21 protein-coding genes are annotated in these 17,911 nt (G+C 66.7%); 3 read left to right on the top strand and 18 right to left on the bottom strand.

The features are described from left to right. Positions 1 to 3 precede the first annotated feature (3 nt). Both ACFOPO_RS00190 and birA read right to left on the bottom strand, forming a co-directional pair. A complete protein-coding gene (locus ACFOPO_RS00190) occupies positions 4 to 744 on the bottom strand; it encodes a type III pantothenate kinase (protein WP_386699799.1) in 741 nt (246 codons plus the stop codon). After that, complete coding sequence (gene birA / locus ACFOPO_RS00185) at positions 741 to 1,760, bottom strand: bifunctional biotin--[acetyl-CoA-carboxylase] ligase/biotin operon repressor BirA (protein WP_386699798.1); 1,020 nt, start codon at positions 1,758 to 1,760, stop codon at positions 741 to 743. Before birA ends, ACFOPO_RS00190 begins: the two co-directional genes overlap by 4 nt. Positions 1,761 to 2,304: 544 nt before the next feature. On the opposite strand from birA, the gene ACFOPO_RS00180 reads away from it, so the two are divergent. Together ACFOPO_RS00180 and ACFOPO_RS00175 are read left to right on the top strand one after the other, a co-directional pair. Further along, on the top strand, positions 2,305 to 2,574 hold the full coding sequence (locus ACFOPO_RS00180) for a hypothetical protein (protein ID WP_386699797.1): 270 nt from the start codon (positions 2,305 to 2,307) through the stop codon (positions 2,572 to 2,574). A gap of 89 nt (positions 2,575 to 2,663) precedes the next feature. Further along, the gene (locus ACFOPO_RS00175) at positions 2,664 to 3,383 is read left to right on the top strand and encodes a zinc-dependent peptidase (RefSeq protein WP_386701214.1); all 720 of its coding nucleotides are present in this window, start codon (positions 2,664 to 2,666) and stop codon (positions 3,381 to 3,383) included. 13 nt (positions 3,384 to 3,396) lie between these two features. On the opposite strand, the gene ACFOPO_RS00170 is transcribed toward ACFOPO_RS00175, so the two are convergent. The 15 genes from ACFOPO_RS00170 to ACFOPO_RS00100 all read right to left on the bottom strand — a co-directional run bounded on the left by ACFOPO_RS00170 (position 3,397) and on the right by ACFOPO_RS00100 (position 16,411). Continuing rightward, the gene (locus tag ACFOPO_RS00170) at positions 3,397 to 4,794 is read right to left on the bottom strand and encodes an ATP-binding protein (RefSeq protein ID WP_386699796.1); all 1,398 of its coding nucleotides are present in this window, start codon (positions 4,792 to 4,794) and stop codon (positions 3,397 to 3,399) included. 143 nt (positions 4,795 to 4,937) lie between these two features. Continuing rightward, positions 4,938 to 5,621 carry a response regulator transcription factor gene (locus tag ACFOPO_RS00165; protein WP_158733946.1) on the bottom strand — a complete coding sequence of 228 codons (684 nt, stop codon included), beginning with the start codon at positions 5,619 to 5,621 and terminating at the stop codon, positions 4,938 to 4,940. A 74-nt stretch (positions 5,622 to 5,695) separates the two neighbouring features. Further along, on the bottom strand, positions 5,696 to 6,085 hold the full coding sequence (locus tag ACFOPO_RS00160) for a hypothetical protein (protein ID WP_386699795.1): 390 nt from the start codon (positions 6,083 to 6,085) through the stop codon (positions 5,696 to 5,698). A 142-nt stretch (positions 6,086 to 6,227) separates the two neighbouring features. Then, a complete protein-coding gene (locus ACFOPO_RS00155; protein WP_386699794.1) occupies positions 6,228 to 7,139 on the bottom strand; it encodes an arginine deiminase-related protein in 912 nt (303 codons plus the stop codon). Next, positions 7,136 to 8,140 (bottom strand): tRNA dihydrouridine(20/20a) synthase DusA, encoded by a 1,005-nt coding sequence (gene dusA, locus ACFOPO_RS00150; protein ID WP_386699793.1) that lies wholly within the window; start codon positions 8,138 to 8,140, stop codon positions 7,136 to 7,138. Before dusA ends, ACFOPO_RS00155 begins: the two co-directional genes overlap by 4 nt. A 948-nt stretch (positions 8,141 to 9,088) precedes the next feature. Further along, positions 9,089 to 9,475 carry a DUF6869 domain-containing protein gene (locus ACFOPO_RS00145; protein WP_386699792.1) on the bottom strand — a complete coding sequence of 129 codons (387 nt, stop codon included), beginning with the start codon at positions 9,473 to 9,475 and terminating at the stop codon, positions 9,089 to 9,091. A gap of 632 nt (positions 9,476 to 10,107) precedes the next feature. Continuing rightward, positions 10,108 to 10,371 (bottom strand): hypothetical protein, encoded by a 264-nt coding sequence (locus ACFOPO_RS00140; protein ID WP_386699791.1) that lies wholly within the window; start codon positions 10,369 to 10,371, stop codon positions 10,108 to 10,110. 929 nt (positions 10,372 to 11,300) lie between these two features. Beyond that, entirely contained in the window at positions 11,301 to 11,759 is a 459-nt protein-coding gene (locus tag ACFOPO_RS00135; protein WP_386699790.1) for a hypothetical protein, read from the bottom strand. 323 nt (positions 11,760 to 12,082) lie between these two features. Further along, positions 12,083 to 12,565 carry a GNAT family N-acetyltransferase gene (locus ACFOPO_RS00130; protein ID WP_386699789.1) on the bottom strand — a complete coding sequence of 161 codons (483 nt, stop codon included), beginning with the start codon at positions 12,563 to 12,565 and terminating at the stop codon, positions 12,083 to 12,085. Positions 12,566 to 12,597: 32 nt separating this feature from the next. After that, a complete protein-coding gene (locus ACFOPO_RS00125) occupies positions 12,598 to 13,254 on the bottom strand; it encodes a hypothetical protein (protein ID WP_386699788.1) in 657 nt (218 codons plus the stop codon). A 182-nt stretch (positions 13,255 to 13,436) separates the two neighbouring features. Next, positions 13,437 to 13,940 carry a hypothetical protein gene (locus ACFOPO_RS00120; protein WP_386699787.1) on the bottom strand — a complete coding sequence of 168 codons (504 nt, stop codon included), beginning with the start codon at positions 13,938 to 13,940 and terminating at the stop codon, positions 13,437 to 13,439. A gap of 174 nt (positions 13,941 to 14,114) precedes the next feature. Beyond that, positions 14,115 to 14,828, bottom strand: a complete 714-nt coding sequence (locus ACFOPO_RS00115; RefSeq protein ID WP_386699786.1) for an HAD family hydrolase — start codon at positions 14,826 to 14,828, stop codon at positions 14,115 to 14,117. Between the two features lie 128 nt (positions 14,829 to 14,956). After that, positions 14,957 to 15,328, bottom strand: a complete 372-nt coding sequence (locus ACFOPO_RS00110; RefSeq protein ID WP_386699785.1) for an EF-hand domain-containing protein — start codon at positions 15,326 to 15,328, stop codon at positions 14,957 to 14,959. A gap of 339 nt (positions 15,329 to 15,667) precedes the next feature. Further along, entirely contained in the window at positions 15,668 to 15,856 is a 189-nt protein-coding gene (locus ACFOPO_RS00105) for a CPXCG motif-containing cysteine-rich protein (protein ID WP_386699784.1), read from the bottom strand. A 42-nt stretch (positions 15,857 to 15,898) separates the two neighbouring features. Continuing rightward, positions 15,899 to 16,411 carry a hypothetical protein gene (locus ACFOPO_RS00100; RefSeq protein ID WP_386699783.1) on the bottom strand — a complete coding sequence of 171 codons (513 nt, stop codon included), beginning with the start codon at positions 16,409 to 16,411 and terminating at the stop codon, positions 15,899 to 15,901. A gap of 161 nt (positions 16,412 to 16,572) precedes the next feature. Between ACFOPO_RS00100 and ACFOPO_RS00095 the strand changes: the two genes are divergently transcribed. Next, positions 16,573 to 17,070 (top strand): hypothetical protein, encoded by a 498-nt coding sequence (locus tag ACFOPO_RS00095; RefSeq protein ID WP_386699782.1) that lies wholly within the window; start codon positions 16,573 to 16,575, stop codon positions 17,068 to 17,070. A 20-nt stretch (positions 17,071 to 17,090) separates the two neighbouring features. Here ACFOPO_RS00095 and ACFOPO_RS00090 read toward each other — a convergent pair whose 3' ends face one another. Further along, positions 17,091 to 17,891 (bottom strand): lytic transglycosylase domain-containing protein, encoded by an 801-nt coding sequence (locus tag ACFOPO_RS00090; protein ID WP_386699781.1) that lies wholly within the window; start codon positions 17,889 to 17,891, stop codon positions 17,091 to 17,093. Between the last annotated feature and the right edge of the window lie 20 nt (positions 17,892 to 17,911).

The raw sequence follows: 17,911 nt of genomic DNA, 5'->3' as shown, positions 1-17,911 counted from the left end.
ATTCTAAGCGCCGCTTTCGGCGCCGGCCCACTGCGCCAGGCCTTCGAGCACGAGCGTTGCGACCTGGGTCGCGTTCGGCAGGTGGGGCAGCAGTGCGTCGGCACCGCCGCCATGGACGATCAGTTGCGGCGTCCGGCCCAGTCGCTGGCTGGCGGCGCCGAGGCTGCGTTCGATCAGCGCCAGCGCGGCGCCGTCGCAGCCGGAAGCCAGTGCGTCTTCGGTGTCACTGGCGAAGTCGGTGTAGTCGCCACCACTTTCCGGCAGCTGCGGCGCGCGTTCGTGCAGCGCTTCGCGCATCAGCGTCGGCGAGGGCGCGATGCGGCCGCCGAGGTGGCGACCGTCGGCGTCGATGAGGTCGATGGTGAGCGCGGTGCCGACGCCGCAGACGAGCGCGGCGTCGTCGATGCGCGCGTGTGCGGCGAGCAGCGCCAGGAAGCGGTCGACGCCGAGCTTGCGCGGGTCGGCATAGGCGATTCGCACCGCACCGAACTGCAGCTGCGTGCGGGCGAGCGAAATACGTCGGCAGCGCGCGGTCAGCGCATCGAGCACCGCCACGCGCAATGCCGGATGGGCAACGCTGGCCAGGTAGGCGACCTCGATCTGGCCCGGCAGCAGCTGCGCCAATGCCGCGGCGACGTCGTCCTCGCGATGCGGCAGGGCGACGGCCTCACCGGCGCGGCCGTCGGCGCGCAGTGGCGCGCACTTCAGCCGGGTATTGCCCAGGTCGAACAACCACGCCGTCATGCCTTATCCCCCTGTTGTCGGCCATCGTGCCCTGCGCCACGGCGCACGCTGACTTCACCGGCATGGAAATGCCGTTCCTCGCCGTTGTCCAGGCGCACGCGCAGCGCGCCGTCGTCGGCCAGGCCCAAGGCCATGCCGTGCGCCGTCGCGGTGGCGCCGTGCACGCTCACGCCCTGCCCGGCCAGCGCATCCAGCGCGGCGTAGCGTGCGCTGAAAGCGGCCAGTCCGTGCGCGTCGAATGCCTCCAGCGCCGGCAGCAGTCGCGCCAGCACGGCGGCGGCGATGGCATTGCGATCCGGTGGCGAGGGCGCGAGCGTGGCCAGGTCGCACCACGGCTGGTCGATCCGGGCGGCCGCGGCCGCCGGCATGCGCACGTTGATGCCCAGGCCGATCACGGCGCGCACCGGCCCCGCATGCTCGCCGCCGCCCTCGACCAGGATCCCGCCGAGTTTGCGCAGCGCGCCGTCGGGATCGGCCACCACCAGGTCGTTGGGCCACTTCAGGCGCACTCCGTTGAAGCCCACGTCCTGCAGGGCCTCGGCCGCGCCGATGCCGGCGACCAGGCTGAGGCCGCCCAGGCGGGCCAGGCCGCCGCCAAACTGGCGTGCCAGCGAGAGATACAGGTGCGCGGCCAGCGGCGAGGCCCATTCGCGCCCGCGACGGCCGCGGCCCCCGCTCTGGCGTTCGGCCAGGAGCACCAGGGCGCCGCGCTCGGGCGTGGGCCGGCGCAGCAGCTCGGAATTGGTCGAATCGATCGTCCAGGCCGTTTCCAGCCCGGCCAGCGCCAGACCGGCCTGGTCCGGCAGCCGTGAGCGGATCGCGGCCGCATCGAGCAGGTCGATGGGCTGGGCCAGCCGATACCCGCGGCCGGCCTGGGCTTCGATCGCGACCCCGGCCTCGCGCAGCGCTTCGATCCGCTTCCAGACCGCCGCCCGGGTCTGGCCGCTGGCCTGCGCCAGGGCGTCGCCGGAGGCCGGCCCGGCCATCAACCGCTGCAACAGGTCACGGTCGTCCATCAGCCGCGCCCCGGGTGTGCGGAGCGTGGGCGACGATCGGGCAGTGGCAACGGGAAGTGCAGCCGCGGGCGCGGATGCGGGCGGTGGGCACGCGTCATGGCGCGAATTATGCGCGACGCGGGCCGAATGAACCGACGCCATCCGGCCATGGCCGGGCGCGGCCGGCCGGGCCGTAAGCGGGGATGCCGGTGGTCGAAGGGGTTGGCCGGGCAGACCGCACTGGGGGGGAGCTGGCCGCCCCCTCCCCTTCGTCACCGGTGGCGTTGCGGCCCCGAATCGGCAGGACGACGCCCCGGCGCGCCGAGCGGTTGCAACCATTCGTGCCGCAGCCGCATCGATAGGAGAAGATACCCATGCAGCATCGCCCCGGGCCTGCCCGGTGGAATTACGGACACGCTGCCCCGTTCGAGCAGTGAGCACAGGGAGAGTTGCTGCAATGCACCACGGCCCCGGCCGCCCAACGGCCAGTAAGACCCAACGTTTTCGCGCTATATTCCAGCATTGCCTGAAGCCGTCGGCTTCAAGCCCGTCCGAGGAATCCGTCATGTTCCGGATCTGCCTGTGCCTGCTGATCGTGGTCGCCAGCTCGACCTCGGCTGCGCGCGAGATCAAGCTCAGCTCCGCCAACAGCGGCAGCTGCCCGGAATCGACCGCGATGGAACGCGAAGCCGCACGTCCCGAGGCACGCGCCGCCGCTGCACCGGCCCGCACCGCCAAGCCGGTCAAGCCGGCCATGCACAGCGACGCCGCCAGCAACAGTGGCCGCATGCAGTCGCCGCGCTGGCACAGCTTCCTGCCTGGCATGTTCCGCTAAGGCAAAACCGCTGGACGTGTGACCGCCTGCCTCGCTGAGTCGCGCCCTTGCTGAGTTTGTTCCGGCGCTTCTCGCGCACTCCTGACACCATCGCCGAATCGACCTGGCTGCAAACGCGCGCGCGCGTTCCCTGGGTGGCCAGGCTCGATCCCGAACGCGATGCGCGCCTGCGCGAACTGGCGGCGCGCTTTCTTCACGAAAAGACCATCAGCCCGATCGGCGAGCTGGTGCTGGATGACGTCCAGCGCTGCATGCTCGCTGCGCTGTGCTGCCTGCCGCTGGTCGAGTTTGGTGCGCAGGGCCTGCATGGCTGGTCGCAGTTGATCGTCTACCCCGATGCCTTCCGGGTGAATCGCAGCCACATGGACGCCGCCGGCGTGCTGCACGAATGGCAGGACGACCTGATCGGCGAAGCGTGGGAATCCGGGCCGATGATCCTGTCGTGGGCCGACGTGCTGGCCGATTGCGAAGATCCGCAGGCAGGCTTCTGCGTGGCCGCGCACGAGATGGCGCACAAGATCGACGTGCTCGATGGCCTGCTCGACGGCACGCCGCCATTGCCACGCAGCTGGCAGCGCGAATGGGCGCGTGATTTCCAGGCCGACTACGACGCGCTGGCCGCGCGCGTGGACGCGGGTGAGGACACGCCGATCGATGGTTACGCCACCGAAGCACCGGAAGAATTCTTCGCGGTCGCCACCGAGTACCACTTCAGCGATCCGCAACTGCTCGAGACCGAGATGCCGGCCGTGGCGGCGCACCTGCGCAGGTTCTACGGGCCATCACCGTTTGCGACGGCGCTTTCGTAAGCGACCTGGCAGCCTACAGGCCCGGCGGCAACACCACTTCGAAACGCGCGCCGCCCAGTTCCTTCGAGCGGCTCACGTCCAGCGTGCCGCGGTAGCTGCGCACCACGTCGAGCACGGTCGCCAGGCCGATGCCGTGGCCCTGCACACGCTCGTCGCCCCGCACGCCACGCTGCAGCACCAGGTCGATCTTGTCCTCCGGCACGCCGGGGCCATCGTCGTCCACGGCCAGCAGCAGGCCCGGGCGGCGGTTCGGAGCGATCTCGCCGCGCTTGGCGGTGAGCAGCACGCGCGTGTGCGCCCACTTGAAGGCGTTCTCGATGAGGTTGCCGAGCACTTCCTGCAGGTCGCCCGGCTCGCCGTAGAACTTCACGCCGTCCTCGATATCGAACTCGCACAGCACGCCCTTGGCGGCGTAGATCTTTTCCAGGCTGCGCACGATCTGGTCGGCATACGGTTCGATCTCGAGCGGCGCGGCGAACAGCATGTGGCCCGAACGCGCCGCGCGCGCCAGCTGGTACGACACCAAGTCGCTCATGCGCCGCACCTGGATGTCGATTTCCTCGCGCAGTTCGCCGGCGGAAATGTCCTCGCCGGCGCGCGCGCGCAACACCGCCAGTGGTGTCTTCAGGCTGTGCGCGAGGTCGGCCAGCGTGTTGCGCTGGCGGTCGAGGTTTTCGCGCTCGCTCTCGATGAAGGCGTTGATGCTCTCGGTGAGCGGTTCGAGTTCGCGCGGGTGGCGGCCGCTCATGCGCGATGCCACGCCGCGCTGCACCTTCTTGAGTTCGTCGATGACGCGACGCAGCGGGCGCAGGCTCCAGCGCAGCACCACGGCCTGCAGCAACATCAGGATGAAACCGGCGCCACCGAGGTACCGCCACAGCGCCTGGCGGAACACGCTGACCTGGCGGCTGAGCGCGGTCGTGTCTTCGAGGATGTAGATCGTGTACGGGAATTCGGACTTGGCGTCGCCGCCCGCGCTCCAGATCAGCCCGCGGCCGTAGCGATAGGCCTCGCCCGGCTGGCCGTTGATCTCGGTGATCGGCAGCGGGCCTTCGAAGTGTTCCTGGTTGGCCTCCAGCATCTGCCCGGCGGGCAGCGAGGGCCCCTGCGCCGAGGCCGAATCCCAGTGACCGGCGGGCAGGATCACTTCGGCATACAGGCCGCTGCCGGGGCGGTCCAGGCGCGGGTCGACGGTTTCGTAGGGCGGGATGAACTCGCCGTTGCGGGCGAACTCGCCGCCGGCCACGTAGGCCAGCGCCAGGCTGCGCAGGCGCTGGCGCATGTTGCTTTCGGCGGTTTCCAGGAAGGCGCGGTCGAGCGCGTAGCCGGCCAGCGCCAGGAAGGCGATCAGGCCCAGGCTGGCGCCCAGCAGCTGCCGGGCCTGCAACGAACGCGGCTGGCCCCAGCTCATGGGCGCAGGGCCTTGGTTGCGGAGGCGGGTTGGCAAGTCGGCATGCCCCGCAAGCGTACTAACGCTACCGCGCGATGGCGATCACCCGCCGTCGCGCGGCGCGCCCCTGTCATCAGATCGCTGCCGGTGGTGCGGGCAGGCAGTCAGTCCCCGCTGCGCGCGATGGCGAAGCGGTAGCCGCGGCCGCGCACGGTCTCGATCGGCTTGAGCGCACCGTCGGGATCGAGCTTCTTGCGCAGGCGGCCAATGAAGACCTCCAGCACGTTGGAGTCGCGGTCGAAGTCCTGCTGGTAGATGTGCTCGGTCAGGTCGGCCTTCGAGACCAGCTCGCCGGCATGCATCATCAGGTACTCGAGCACCTTGTACTCGTAGCTCGTCAGGTCGACGTTGCTGCCGGCGACGCTGACCGTCTGCGCCGCCAGGTCGAGCACGACCGGGCCGCATTCCAGGGTCGGCTTGCTCCAGCCGGCAGCGCGGCGCACCAGGGCGTTGAGGCGGGCCAGCAGCTCTTCGATGTGGAAGGGCTTGACCAGGTAGTCGTCGGCGCCCTGCTTGAGGCCTTCGACCTTGTCCTGCCAGCTCGAACGCGCCGTCAGGATCAGCACCGGGAATTTCTTGCCCTCGTCGCGCAGCGCCTTGATCAGTTCCATGCCCGACATCTTGGGCAGGCCCAGATCGATGATGCCAAGGTCGAACGGCACTTCGCGGCCCATGTAGAGGCCTTCTTCGCCGTCCTGGGCGGCATCGACCGCGAAGCCCTCCCGCTTCAGGCGGGCTGCCAGGGTCTCGCGCAGCGGAGCTTCGTCTTCGACCAGCAGAATTCGCATGTGGACTCCAATGTCTGTCGTTCTGTCTCGGCCGCCCCCCGATTGCCGGGGCGCGCTGGCCAGAGCGTGGCGGTTCAGTCGTCGTCGCGGTGTGTAGGTTCGTCCCGGTCGCGGCCGCGATCACGCGCCTGCGGGTCATCCATGTAGATCCTTACCCGACCGCTGGAATCGACCACCTTGACGCGATTCACATCGCGACCATCGTACGGCACCCGCTCCGCGCTCAGCACCTGGCCACCGGTCCGGCGTTCGACCCGGCGTACCGAATCGGACAATTCCTGGCGATCGGCGCTGCGGTCGTGGCCCCTGTCCTGGCCGCCACCGCGGTCCTGGCCCTGACCACCACCACGGTCATGGCCGCGACCACCGCCCTGACCCCGATCCTGCGCCAACGCGTTGCCGCCCCCGACCACGAGGGTGGCGAGCAGCAGGAAGGCGAACGGTCGGCGGATCAACGTCATCATGCTCGGAGCGGGAAGTTTCAACTGGGCAATATCGCATGATCGTGCGACTGGTTGCATTCTCGGAACGATGCGGTGAATCCGGTCTGAACTTTTCCATCACGCCATGGCCGGGATTCAGCCCCACCCCCGTTGCCACTGGCTCTCAGAAGATCTCGCCGACGCAACAGCGCAGCGATCCACCGCCCGCTTCGATCGCATCCAGGCCAACACTGCGCAGATCGAAGCCCGCGGCGGCCAGCGCTTCCCGGTGGTGAGCGGCCAGGGCCGCGGCGGCCTGGGCGCTCATCCACACCGCGTCATCGGACAGCGCGATGGCGTTGCCGGCAAACGCGGCATGCTCGGCCGGGGACAGCTGCAGCGCGTGCGGCGCATACAGATCGACGATGGCCTCGACCACCGCCGGGTCGGCGAAACCACCGGCACAGACCAGCGCCGCGCGCCCGGCCAGGACCGCCAGCACCACATTGGTGTGGTACTCGCCCGGGGCGAGGTCGAACATCAGGGTCGCGCGCAGGCCAAGGGCTTCGTGCATCAGACGGGCACCGGCTTCGTCGCAGCGTTCGGACAGCCCGCAGAAACCGAGGCCGCGGGCGCGGTCGATGACCAGCGCACCGGTCAGCTCGCACGGGTGCGGCTGGGTCGACAGGTCGATCTCGGCGTAGTCGAGCACGCCGCCGAAGAAGGCGCGGATGTCGCCGCGCTCGGCCTCGCGCTGGCGCACGGGATGGCGCATGCGGCCGACGACGTAGCGGCCTGCCGCGGTGGCGAAGACGTTGTTGGGGAACAGTGCGTCGGGCGTATCCGGGTCGCCGGCGAAGCACACCGTCGGCAACACCTGCGACAGCGCGCGATGCAGTTCGCGGTGCTCGGCACTGGCACTGGCCGCATCGAAGCTGGCGGCGTTGGCCATGTAGCGGTTATCGGCAGCGGACTGCTCGGCCAGGCGGAAGCCATCCGGCGCGACCAGGAACGCAGCGCGCGCGGTGGCCGGGCCGAAGTCGGGCGGCGTGGCACGTGCGGTGGCGAGGAACGCGCCGATGTCGCGGGTGATCATGCGGCGCCTGCCTGCTCGGCGGCAGCGAAGGATTCGGTCAACGCCAGCGCCTGCTCGATCAGCGACCAGTCGGCACCGGGCTTGTGTGCGCCTTCGCTGAGCACCTGGCGGAACGCACGGCCACCGCGCTCGCCGGCGAACAGCCCGAGCAGGTGGCGGGTGATGTGCTTGAGGTAGACCCCGCGCGCCAGCTGGTCCTCGATGTACGGCCGCATAGACCGCAACAGCTCGGCACGGCTGCGCACTTCGCCGCCGAACCAGGCGACGTCGAGTTGATGCAACAGGTAAGGGTCGTGGTAGGCGGCACGACCGAGCATCGCGCCGTCGGTGTGCTGCAGATGCGCAGTGGCCTCGGCCTGGCTGGCGATGCCGCCGTTGACGACGATCTGCAACTGCGGCCGCTCGCGCTTGAGCTGGTAGGCCCAGTCGTAGCGCAGTGGCGGCACCTCGCGGTTTTCCTTCGGCGACAGCCCCTTCAACCAGGCATTGCGCGCGTGGATGACGAACATGCGGCAGCCGGCATCGGCGACGGTGTCGATGAAGGACAGGAAGTGGTCCCAGTCGTGGTCGTCGTCGACGCCGAGACGGCACTTCACCGTCACCGGCACGTCGCAGCTTTCCACCATCGCCGCGACGCTGTCGGCTACCAGCCGCGGCTCGCGCATCAGGCAGGCGCCGAAGCGTCCGGCCTGGACGCGATCGGACGGACAACCGCAATTGAGGTTGACCTCATCGAACCCCCACTCGGCCCCGATCTTCGCCGCCTGCGCCAGCAGCTCCGGCTCGCTGCCACCGAGCTGCAGCGCCACCGGGTGCTCGATCGGGTCCATGGCCAGCAAGCGCGGACGGTCACCGTGGATCACGGCATTGGCGTGCACCATCTCGGTGTAGAGCCGGGCGTGCGGGGCCAAGAGGCGGTGGAATACGCGGCAATGGCTGTCGGTCCAGTCCATCATAGGCGCAGTCGATAGACGGATCTGGTTTTGATCGATGGTGCGCATGAGGGTATTTTACCTACGGGCGCGCACCACGTCGCCTGGGACCAGTGGCCGTACGTCCGCTATCGGCCAAGAGCGGACGTCCCATGAATCAGCTATAGCCGCAGCCTGGCGGAGAACTCGACGACCGCTGCGGTGCTTGATTCTGGGGCGGCTTGGAGAAGCAGGTGTGGCCCAGCAACATCGACCAGTGAGGCTTGCGGAATGGCCGCAACAATCCGGTCGCCGATGGCCGAAGTGAGCAGCCTGTCACCGGTGGCGCGAAGGTACAGAACTGGAACTGATACGTTGCCCAAGCTCGCGGAAGCGTCGACCCGGAGCGCGGCCGCTGCCCTGGACCGGAGCACAGATGGAGAGACGGACGCCAGGGCCGATTGCAGTGACGACACCAACTCAGGAGTAGCCCAGCGGCCCAGGAGTAGCCACGATAAGAGCGAACGTGGCAGCCCGCGAACCGGAGCATAAGTGGTCATGGGAGCGAACGGCGAAAGGTATGGAACAGGACTTTGCGAGAACGTTGTTGAAAGCACCAGCCCTGCGAGCCCTGGTGGCGGATTCGCGGCGATGGCCAAGGCAATCGGGCCGGAAAACGACTCGCCCAGCAGCATGAACGGAGTGTCGTTAGGCAACTCGCTCCGCGCAAGTTCCTCCAGCGCGGTATAGGACAGGACTCTGTCACGCGGATAAGACACAACCCGGACCGCGGAGAAGTGCGGGCGCGCAGCCGCGGCAAAGGCTGTCAGTAGCGAAGCGGTGCCATCTAGGCCGGGAAGCACTACCAGTGCGGTCATGTGTCTCTAGGGCTCGAACGCAAGAGTTAAGCGGACAGCGGAGCGATTGTGATTGGCCGGCGAGCGTCCGCTAAGGGTCGGAAGCGGACGTTAGCATCGGACCAGCCGCCCAGGTAGCCACCAGTGTCCACTAACGGCCAGAAGCAGCCGTTGCACCGACTCACCACGAAACAATCCGGGCCGCCTCTACACGACGCCAAATGTCATCCGGAGTGCTGCTCTGCCAAACACCGCCGAGAACGTGGCGAAAAGCAGGGCTGCGGCGAGCCTCGGTCTCGATGCGATCGATGTAGTCGTGACCCGCGTAAGCAATGAGGTCCTCCAAAGGTCCGGCGGCCAGCACGCCCAGGACCTTATCGCACGGGGCTTTTGATGTTACGGCGAGCACGAATAGCCACAGTTCTTCTCCGTGAGCCTCCCGCGTACAGAACATGGAGCGCTCAACAGCCCACCAAAGCGGATGATCCCCATCGCCCTTGAGGAGATCAGGATCAAGCTGTGCCTCGATGTACGCGTCGGCCCATTCTCCGACGTCGATGGAACTCATTGATGTACTACTCCGTCCGCCGGAGCGGGATGTCCGCTATGGGTCGGAAGCGGACATTAACATCGGCCCGACCGCCCCGCCCGATCTAACGACCGCTATCGGCCAGAAGCGGTCGTTCAGCCGTACTCGGCCCACCAAGCCGCGCCGTACTCACCGGACGAGACCGTTAGCAGAACGGGCGTGCCGACTAGATCGAAGTACTGGTGGCCCTGCCCAGATGACGCCACGGCTAGGAGCTGATCTTGAATGAGCGGAACAACACTTGGCGAGCAAAGCCACATGAAGCCTGGCTCAGCAGTAAGGATGCTGCGCGATGCGAAGAGTTGGGCCGGATGCTGGGGCGAGACACTTGCTAGATCGTGGATGGGAAAGGTTGAACTAGCTGACGCGACGAACTCGCCAAGTCGTCTCGACAGATCAACCAAGTCCTCTGGATCGCCGGCTAAAAGCAACGTGTCCGCGCTGTTGAACTGTCGAAACAGACCTAAGTGAAAAGCCATATCGCCCGCCTGAGCTTCGTTCCATCCTTACTCCCTCCGCGGCGCGTCCGCATTGGGTCGAAAGCGGACGTTAGCACCAGTCCAACCTTCCTGCCCCGAGTCAATGTCCGTTAACGGCCAGAAGCGGGTCATTCACTCCAACGCGCCGTGTTTCTCGCGCCACTGTGCCGCGATCACATCCGGACCCTTGGATTTCCACTCCCAAGCCTCTTTAGGAGAGAGGAGCCGCACTCCGCTTACGCTGACGTCCGTCGTTCGCGGGTAGCTACCATCAATCAACGAGATGCCCCACACCGCGCCGTCAGCCTCCCCTACGCAGAGGCACGGATGAAAGAACGGGTCTTCGTAGATGTCGCCCGGCTTCAGCAACGACGAGACTTCGATGAACTGGGGCATTCCAGCAAGGTCCGCAATGGGTCAGACGCGGACGTTAGCATCGACACGGTGTCCAGGTAGCCCCAAAGTCCGCCTGCCAGAAGCGGTCATGAACCTCGCGGGTTCGCGATGGACTCGCAGTCGACAGTTTCGTCCCGGAATCCATCCAAACGCGACTTGGCCGACTCGAAGCCTTGTTCCGCGGACCGTTTGAGCCAGGACAGCGCTTCCAGGCGATCGGCGCAGTTCGGCGCAGACTGCAGCTCGAACCAGAGGTTGAACTGGGCTACCGCATCTCCTAACTCAGCGGCACTCCGAAGCCAGAGCGCCTCCCTCTCTCGGTCCTCTGCAGCCAAGTAGTGCTGGTAGAGGAGAAAGGCTGACTTCCGATCGCCGGCCTCGGCCAAGGGCAGAAGTCGAGCCAGTTCGGGGCCATCCAAGAGGAATGAGCAGCTTATGCAGACCGGGTCATCCACCACGATCGCGGGCTCTTCCGGCAGCGGAGGCAGCGCGGCCGTGTGCACTGCGCAGGCGCCTAATACCACCGACAACGCCGCAGTAATCAACCCATTCCCCATATTTTCCCCGTCACGTACTTCAGGTTGACCCCTGCGTCCGCTATGGGTCGGAAGCGGACACTAACACCTGTCCAGCCACACCAGCTACTCGATGAGGCGCGATTGACGCCGGCGGCCCACTGACAGATTGCAAGCGGCCGTTGGACTGGCGCGCAGCTCAGCAGGGTGCTGCGGCAGTGCTACAAGGCAATCCTCCGTCGCCCTAAGTAGCTGATCGGTAAATGCTCTTATTCAGCGTATGCCCCATCCATCATCGGGGCGACGGACAGGCGCAGCTGCAGCGGGGCAATGGCGGGGGTCAGGGACATTGCCGGGCATTGTACGGCGCGGGGGCTGAGCGCCGGCTCAGCTGAAGGCTCCGGCCAGGCCCGGCTAGAAACCGGCCAGCAGGGCCAGGTAGCAGTAGCCGTTGTGGAACGCGTGGGTAAGCGTGGAGAACACGATCGCGTCGCGCCAACGGGACCTGATGACGAAAGGAGCCGAGAAGATCACAAAGGGAATCACGGCCGACACTGCCCATCCCCACCAGGCTGGCGCGTGCGCAGCGGCGGATAACAACGCGCCCAGCAATGTCGAAGTGCGCCGGGATAGCCATTTTCCGGCAAACGCGATAATCGCAGCGAGGATCAGCGTCTCGGCGATCGGGGACAGGAAAACTGCTCCCAGAATGTCGACAGCATGGTTCCCGGTCGTCATCCGGAAGTTCCAGGGCGGAAAGATGCCGAGCCATTCGAAGAGATACCCGGTGCCGACCGAAATGGCGAACGTCGCAATGGCGACAACCGGTGCAAACCAGACGGATCCGAATACGACGCGAATCAACGTTTTCATGCTTCCTCGGTCGGTAGACAAGCGCGCCCTGCTGGCGCGCCTGGGAGCAACGATCTACCTGTCAGAACATCATGAAAAACTGCACATACTCATAGAACTTGAAACGCGGCTTACTGTAAGGAGCCGGGTCACTTGCATTGCACTGGGGCATGGATCCGCCCGCCACTGCGCCGATCTCATTCTGTGTCAACACGCGCATGATTTCTTTCTCTGTTGGTCAAATGGCGAACTGCAATCGCCTATTGCGACGCTAGGAGATATCGGATCCTGTCTCAATAAGATTGATCCCAGGCGCGAAAAAGTATTGCTGCCGTTGCGACGACTCAGCCTGGCTCCCACACCATGTACACATCCGCCCGCGCGTAGTGCGAGCCCGGTCTCGGCGCGGGGTAGTGGCGGAAGCCGACGCTTTCATACAGCGCCAATGCGGGCCCGAGCTTGCTGCTCGACTCGAGGAACAGCTCATGTCCGCAGCGCGTCTGAAAGGCGTCGATCGCGCCCTGCATCAGCAGGCGGCCGACGCCGGCGCCGCGCAGTTCCGGCGTGACGACCATCTTCGTCAGTTCGTACACGCCGTCGGATTCGCGTTTGAGCGCGACCGTGCCGACGGCGCGGTCTTCGGCATCGACAGCGAACAGCACATGGCCGCCGCCGTCGAGGATGTGGGTCTCGGGGTCACCCAGCACTTCACGGTCGATGGGCTCGACGGTGAACCAGCGTTCGAGCCATTCGATGTTGAGGCGGGCGAAGTCGTCGCGCCAGCGCGGTGCGTAGTCGACGATACGGATCGGAAGGGGTTCGCTCATGCCGCAATGATAGTGCGGCCAGCGAGGCGCGATCAGTGCTTGTCGCTGCCCTTGCTCTTGCCGTTGTCCTTGCCGCTGTTGCCCTTGCCCTGGCCATTTCCCTGACCATGGGCGGCGCCCTTGGACTTGCCATTGCCCGACGACGCCTGCGCCGGCTTGGCCTTGCTCGTCTTGCCCTGCGCGCCCTTGCCGCGGCCCGGGAAGTCACGCTCGAGGTCGGAGTCGATGGTGATCGTGCGGCCCCAGCGGTCGTAGCTGGGCACGAAGCCCTTCTTGAGGCGATGGAATTCCGCCGAGCCCGGCTTGATGCCCAGGTTCTGCGCGACGGCGCCCCAGCCCTGGCCGTGGTCGCGTTCCCAGGTGTCGACGACGTAACGGCATGGACGGCCGATGATCGATGCGATCGAGCACGCCAGGTAGACGTCGCCCGGCGCCCAGCGGCGGTCGACCAGCAGGTCGGTCACGAGATCCCGCGGAGCGCCGTAGTAGCGCACCATCTCGTCCACGAACGGATCGCGGTAGCGGCTGCCGTAGCGGTTCATGTCGCCCGCCCAGTCGTCGACCCATGCGTCGCCGCTGCGAGGGTTCCAGCCGAAGCTGTAGTCCTGGGCCGAGGCGACGCCAGCCGAGGACACGCCAACGAGGGCGACGAACAATCCGGCAAAACGGGACTTCCAGGGCGAACGCATGGCGGTGTGCTCTCAACTGCGGTTGGTGGCAATGCTGGGCGCGCGGCGGTGAATCGGCTCTGAAACCGCGCCGCCAGCCCGGAAGCTGTTGGCCGGGCATTTATACGGCCAGGCGCCAGATGCGACAACGGCACCGCTCCGGTGCCGTTGTCGCTACTGGGCGAGTCGATGCCGCGCGAGGTTCAGTCGTCGTCGTGGTGGCGGCGACGGTCGTCGCGGTAACGGTCATCGCGATAGCGATCGTCGTGACGGCGGTCGTCGTAGCGCACGTAGCGATTGCCGTCGTAACGGTGGTCGTAACGGTCGCGGTCGGTGTAGTAGACGCGACCATGGCGATGGTCGTCATAGCGACCGTCGTAGTAATGCGTCGTGCACTTGCCGTGCTTGTTGCACTTGCCGTTGTTGTAGTAGCCGTAGGCATTGCCGTAAGGCGGGCCGGCGCGGTAGACGCGGCGGTAGTACCTCGGGCGCCCGTAGTCGTGCACGACGATCAGGCGATCGCGGTAACCGTAGTCGTAACGGGAGTAGGGATAACCGCCGTGATAGATCACGTCGGCGACATCCACGATCACCCTCACCCAATCGTCGCCATCACCGGCACGTGCCGGCATCGGCGCCATCGCGACCGTACCCAGACCGGCGGCCAACACCACGGAAGCCATCCAGCGGGAAAGGACGGTAGCCATCTTGATTCTCCTTGTTGCCCACCCCCCGGCGGGCACGGGTTCAAGATGAGGCGGCGCGGGTGAACCGATTTTTAATGAAACCGGGGGTAGTTGTGAACGCTTAGCTGGCGTTGGGGTTGGGGGCGTGACCCGGGTGCGTTGGGGGGACCCGGGTGCGGCTGTGCCTTACCCGGGCTACGTGGAGGCTAGCTGGCGGACCATTGCGGGCAGTTGGGCGGCGTCTTCGACGCGGCGCAGGCGCGGGGCGTCGTCGGCGACGTCGGCTTCGTTCTCGTGCACCCAATTGGTGTGATACGGGACGTGGATGCCCCAGCCGCCGAGTTCGAGCACCGGTGCGATGTCGGACCGCAACGAGTTGCCGACCATGACGAAACGCTCCGGCGGAAGGTCGAACTCCTCCAGCAGGCGCGCGTAGGTGGCGGTGTCTTTCTCGCTGACGATCTCGATGCGGCGGAACAGGTCCGCGAAGCCGCATTGCTTCACCTTCGCTTCCTGGTGGAACAGGTCGCCCTTGGTGATCAGCACGACGTCGAAATCGGCAGCGATCTCTTCGACGGCTTCGCGGATGCCCGGCAGCAGTTCGACCGGTTGCCGCAGCAGGTCCTTGCCGAGGCCGACGACGCGATGCAGGTCCTGTGCGCTGATGCGCGCCTGGGTGATGTCGACGGCGGCTTCGATCATCGACAGCACCATGCCTTTCACGCCATAGCCGAACAGGGCGATGTTGCCCTTCTCGACTTCGTACAGGCGTTCGTGCACGCGTGCGTCCTGCAGGTCGACGTAACCGCCAACGATGCGCTCGAAGTCGAGCTGGGCCTGGTCGAAGTAGTCCTGGCAGCGCCAGAGGGTGTCGTCGGCGTCGAAGCCGATCAGCTGGATGTCGCTCATGCGCACATTATGAAGCACCGCACGCGGCAGGCGTGATGGCCTGGATCCCGGCGTTCGCCGGGATGACGCACAAAGAACAAGGGCGGCCGAAGCCGCCCTTGTGTTGGGGGAGGTGCTGTCGAGCAGGCTTAGCCGCCGCTGCCGCTCTTGGGCGCGGCCTGCACCTTGGCCACGTAGGCCTTGTACTCGTCGGTGGTGAGCGCGCCATCGGCGTTGGAGTCGGCCTTGTCGAACACCTGGCCCAGTGCCGGGACGGTCGCGGCTTCCGTCTTGCTCAGCGCGCCGTCCTTGTTGGAGTCGACATCGGCCCAGCTCTTCTTCTGCGGCGCCGAGGTCGGCGCAGCCGAGGCAGGCTCGGCCTGGGCAGCAGCGGCGTCCTGGCTGGCCGGATCCTGGGCAGCAGGAGCCGGCGAAGCGGACTGGGCGAAAGCGAGCGGAGCGGACAGCGCGGCCACCAGGGCGACGGCGGCGAAGAGCGGCTTGCGGGAATGGATGGTCATGCGTGTCTCCTGAAGTGGGCGGCCTTGAAGCCAGTTCGATGCGCGGGAGGGCAACGCTGCCCCCTGACGTGCCGCACGACCCCACCTTGCCGGCGCACGCATGAACGCTTCTGCGGCGGCAATCGTTAAACCAGCGTTTTCTTAACCACGCTCCGTGCGAATGCCGGTAGCCGATGGTTCTTTAGGTGACCGCGTTGACGGATGAATGCGACGCAGTTTGGAATTCCGGCACGCAGCAGCGTCGTGTTTTCGCTGAACACAACACAACCTTCACCGGATTCGCTTTCAACCGACGCGATCGATCAAGCTTGGCGACACGCGCTGCAACTCATCGCGAGATCAGGCTTCGTCTTCGCCGCGCACGTCGGCCTGCGGCACGCCGTCCTCGTCGAACTCGACGACGACCGTGATCGGGCGGCAGCAGACCTGGCAGTCCTCGATGTAATTCTGGGAACCGGCCGAATCGTCGATCACCAGCGTGATCGTTTCGCCGCAGTAGGGGCATTGCACATCGACGGTGGGAAGCATGGCTTCCTCCTGGGGCGGCCGGGGCGAACCCCGGCCTGGAGCTTAGGGCTTGGGCAGCGGCTGGTCGGGGGCGGGCACCAGCTCGATATCGACCGGCTCGCCCGGATTGTGGCTGCGGATGTGGAACCGCGTTGCGTCGATCGCGATGATCTCGGTCGGATAGCTGATGCCTTCCTCGACCATCACCAGCGCGCCGTTGTCGTACGACCAGCGACCGTGCATGGGCGTGCCGTTGGGCGAATCGATCACCAGCGTGCCGTCGGCGAGGAACGTGTACGTGGTGCCCGGCTCAACCGCACTCGACTTGCCCACCTTCCACACCTTGTCGACGAACGCCGCCGGCAATGCCGCGGTGGCGGCCGGTGCGAGCGAGGCATCTTCCGACGGCAACGGCGCATCGGTGGAACGCGCCGGCTGGGCGGAGGTATCGGCGGTCACTTGCGGCGTTGCAGGGGGTGCCTGCGCTTCCGCGGGCGGCGTCGGTGCCTGCGCCTTGCAGGCGGCCAGCGCGAGGGTCATTGCCACCAGCAGTGCCGGCGCGAAGCGGTGATTCATGGCTGGGGATGTCATCTGTCCACCTCATCGTGGTTGCGGATGCGTGGCACCTTAGCACCGCCGTTGCGAAGGCCGTCGTGCCGGCGTGCTCATCACGCGCCTCTAACCCGGGCGCGGCAAAGCTGGCAGGCGCAACTGCGAGTGAATCCAGGAGCGAGACGATGAAGATCCGCCATGTATTCAGCACGCCCGATCTGGACACCGCGAAGGCGGTGATGAATACCGCGCGCAGCGCCGGTGTCGACAACGACGACATCCTGCTGGTTGCGCGCTCGGACATCGAGCTGGAAGACATTCCCAACGAGCACAAGGAAGCCGATACCGACCTGATCCCGGCGGCGTTGCGCGGCGCCGGTTACGGCGGTGCGGCAGGCCTGCTCGCCGGTTTGGCCGCGGTCGTGCTCACGCCGATCGGGCTGACGCTGGCCGGTGCCGCCGCGGCAACCGTCGCCGGTGCAGCCGTTGGCTGCTGGGCATCGGCACTGGTGGGCTCCTCGATTCCCGATCCGATACGGCGCAAGTTCGACGCCGAGATCCAGTCAGGACGCATCCTGGTCGTGCTCGACGGCAAGAAGGAATTCCTCGACCCGCTCGAACCAACCCTGATGGCCGCCGGCGCGACGCCGCTGCCGTACGAATCGACCAAGGCCATGGCCTGATCCGTAACTGATCCCGCTCGTCACGGCACCGCGGGCGATGCCCGTGCAGCGACCGGCTTGCCCTGCCCCAGCGCGGTGCGATAGCGCTCGTGCAGCAGCTGCACCTTGGCGACATAGGCCTGGGTTTCGGCATAGGGCGGCACGCCACCGTAGCGCGTGACCGCGCCAATGCCCGCGTTGTACGCCGCGGCGACAAGAGTGAGATCGTCGTGGTAGCGGCGCATCAATGCACGAAGGTGGCGCGCGCCGGCATCGATCGACTGCGCCGACGAGAACGGATCGACCACGCCATACTCGCGACTGGTCGCCGGCATCAGTTGCATCACGCCCTGGGCGCCCTTGGGCGACACGGCATTGGCATCGAATCCGCTTTCGGCATGCGCGATCGCGCGCAGCCATGCATCGTCGACGCCGGTAGCGCGCGCGGCCGCGCGGAACTGCTTCGGGTAGCGATCAATCTGCGCCGGTCCCACCTGACCGAGGCCGGCGTGCGCCGGCTCTCCCGGCGGTGCCGGCACGGTGAATGCCAGCACCTTCACCGAGCCTGGCAGCTTGCGGGTGCCGTAGACGACCTGGCCGTCCTGCTCGCGCTGGTAGAGCGTGCCGCTGACTGCGCCGCTGCCGCCCCACAGGTTCGGCAGGGTTGCAGCGTTGTCGTCGTTCTCACGCGCCTTGCAGCGTGAACCCGGCTCCGGCGCGGTCGAGAGGCTGACAGTGCCGTCGCGAACGCAGCGGTAGACCTTGCGCGCCTGTGCTGGCGCAGCCGCGGACAGTGCAAGCACTGCCAGCATGGCGACAACGATGGGTTGCGACCGGCTCATCCCGGCGATTCTAGGCAGCG

The organism is Lysobacter sp. GCM10012299 (genome assembly GCF_042649405.1).
GTDB lineage: Bacteria > Pseudomonadota > Gammaproteobacteria > Xanthomonadales > Xanthomonadaceae > Lysobacter_J.
This window is presented reverse-complemented; position numbering and strand designations above follow the sequence as displayed.

Bases quoted from the DNA above. Each gene is read 5' to 3' on its own strand.
- ACFOPO_RS00190 (WP_386699799.1), bottom strand. From the start codon at position 744: ATGACGGCGTGGTTGTTCGACCTGGGCAATACCCGGCTGAAGTGCGCG.
- birA (WP_386699798.1), bottom strand. From the start codon at position 1,760: ATGGACGACCGTGACCTGTTGCAGCGGTTGATGGCCGGGCCGGCCTCC.
- ACFOPO_RS00180 (WP_386699797.1), top strand. From the start codon at position 2,305: ATGTTCCGGATCTGCCTGTGCCTGCTGATCGTGGTCGCCAGCTCGACC.
- ACFOPO_RS00170 (WP_386699796.1), bottom strand. From the start codon at position 4,794: ATGAGCTGGGGCCAGCCGCGTTCGTTGCAGGCCCGGCAGCTGCTGGGC.
- ACFOPO_RS00165 (WP_158733946.1), bottom strand. From the start codon at position 5,621: ATGCGAATTCTGCTGGTCGAAGACGAAGCTCCGCTGCGCGAGACCCTG.
- ACFOPO_RS00160 (WP_386699795.1), bottom strand. From the start codon at position 6,085: ATGATGACGTTGATCCGCCGACCGTTCGCCTTCCTGCTGCTCGCCACC.
- ACFOPO_RS00155 (WP_386699794.1), bottom strand. From the start codon at position 7,139: ATGATCACCCGCGACATCGGCGCGTTCCTCGCCACCGCACGTGCCACG.
- dusA (WP_386699793.1), bottom strand. From the start codon at position 8,140: ATGCGCACCATCGATCAAAACCAGATCCGTCTATCGACTGCGCCTATG.
- ACFOPO_RS00145 (WP_386699792.1), bottom strand. From the start codon at position 9,475: ATGAGTTCCATCGACGTCGGAGAATGGGCCGACGCGTACATCGAGGCA.
- ACFOPO_RS00140 (WP_386699791.1), bottom strand. From the start codon at position 10,371: ATGCCCCAGTTCATCGAAGTCTCGTCGTTGCTGAAGCCGGGCGACATC.
- ACFOPO_RS00135 (WP_386699790.1), bottom strand. From the start codon at position 11,759: ATGAAAACGTTGATTCGCGTCGTATTCGGATCCGTCTGGTTTGCACCG.
- ACFOPO_RS00130 (WP_386699789.1), bottom strand. From the start codon at position 12,565: ATGAGCGAACCCCTTCCGATCCGTATCGTCGACTACGCACCGCGCTGG.
- ACFOPO_RS00125 (WP_386699788.1), bottom strand. From the start codon at position 13,254: ATGCGTTCGCCCTGGAAGTCCCGTTTTGCCGGATTGTTCGTCGCCCTC.
- ACFOPO_RS00120 (WP_386699787.1), bottom strand. From the start codon at position 13,940: ATGGCTACCGTCCTTTCCCGCTGGATGGCTTCCGTGGTGTTGGCCGCC.
- ACFOPO_RS00115 (WP_386699786.1), bottom strand. From the start codon at position 14,828: ATGAGCGACATCCAGCTGATCGGCTTCGACGCCGACGACACCCTCTGG.
- ACFOPO_RS00110 (WP_386699785.1), bottom strand. From the start codon at position 15,328: ATGACCATCCATTCCCGCAAGCCGCTCTTCGCCGCCGTCGCCCTGGTG.
- ACFOPO_RS00105 (WP_386699784.1), bottom strand. From the start codon at position 15,856: ATGCTTCCCACCGTCGATGTGCAATGCCCCTACTGCGGCGAAACGATC.
- ACFOPO_RS00100 (WP_386699783.1), bottom strand. From the start codon at position 16,411: ATGAATCACCGCTTCGCGCCGGCACTGCTGGTGGCAATGACCCTCGCG.
- ACFOPO_RS00095 (WP_386699782.1), top strand. From the start codon at position 16,573: ATGAAGATCCGCCATGTATTCAGCACGCCCGATCTGGACACCGCGAAG.
- ACFOPO_RS00090 (WP_386699781.1), bottom strand. From the start codon at position 17,891: ATGAGCCGGTCGCAACCCATCGTTGTCGCCATGCTGGCAGTGCTTGCA.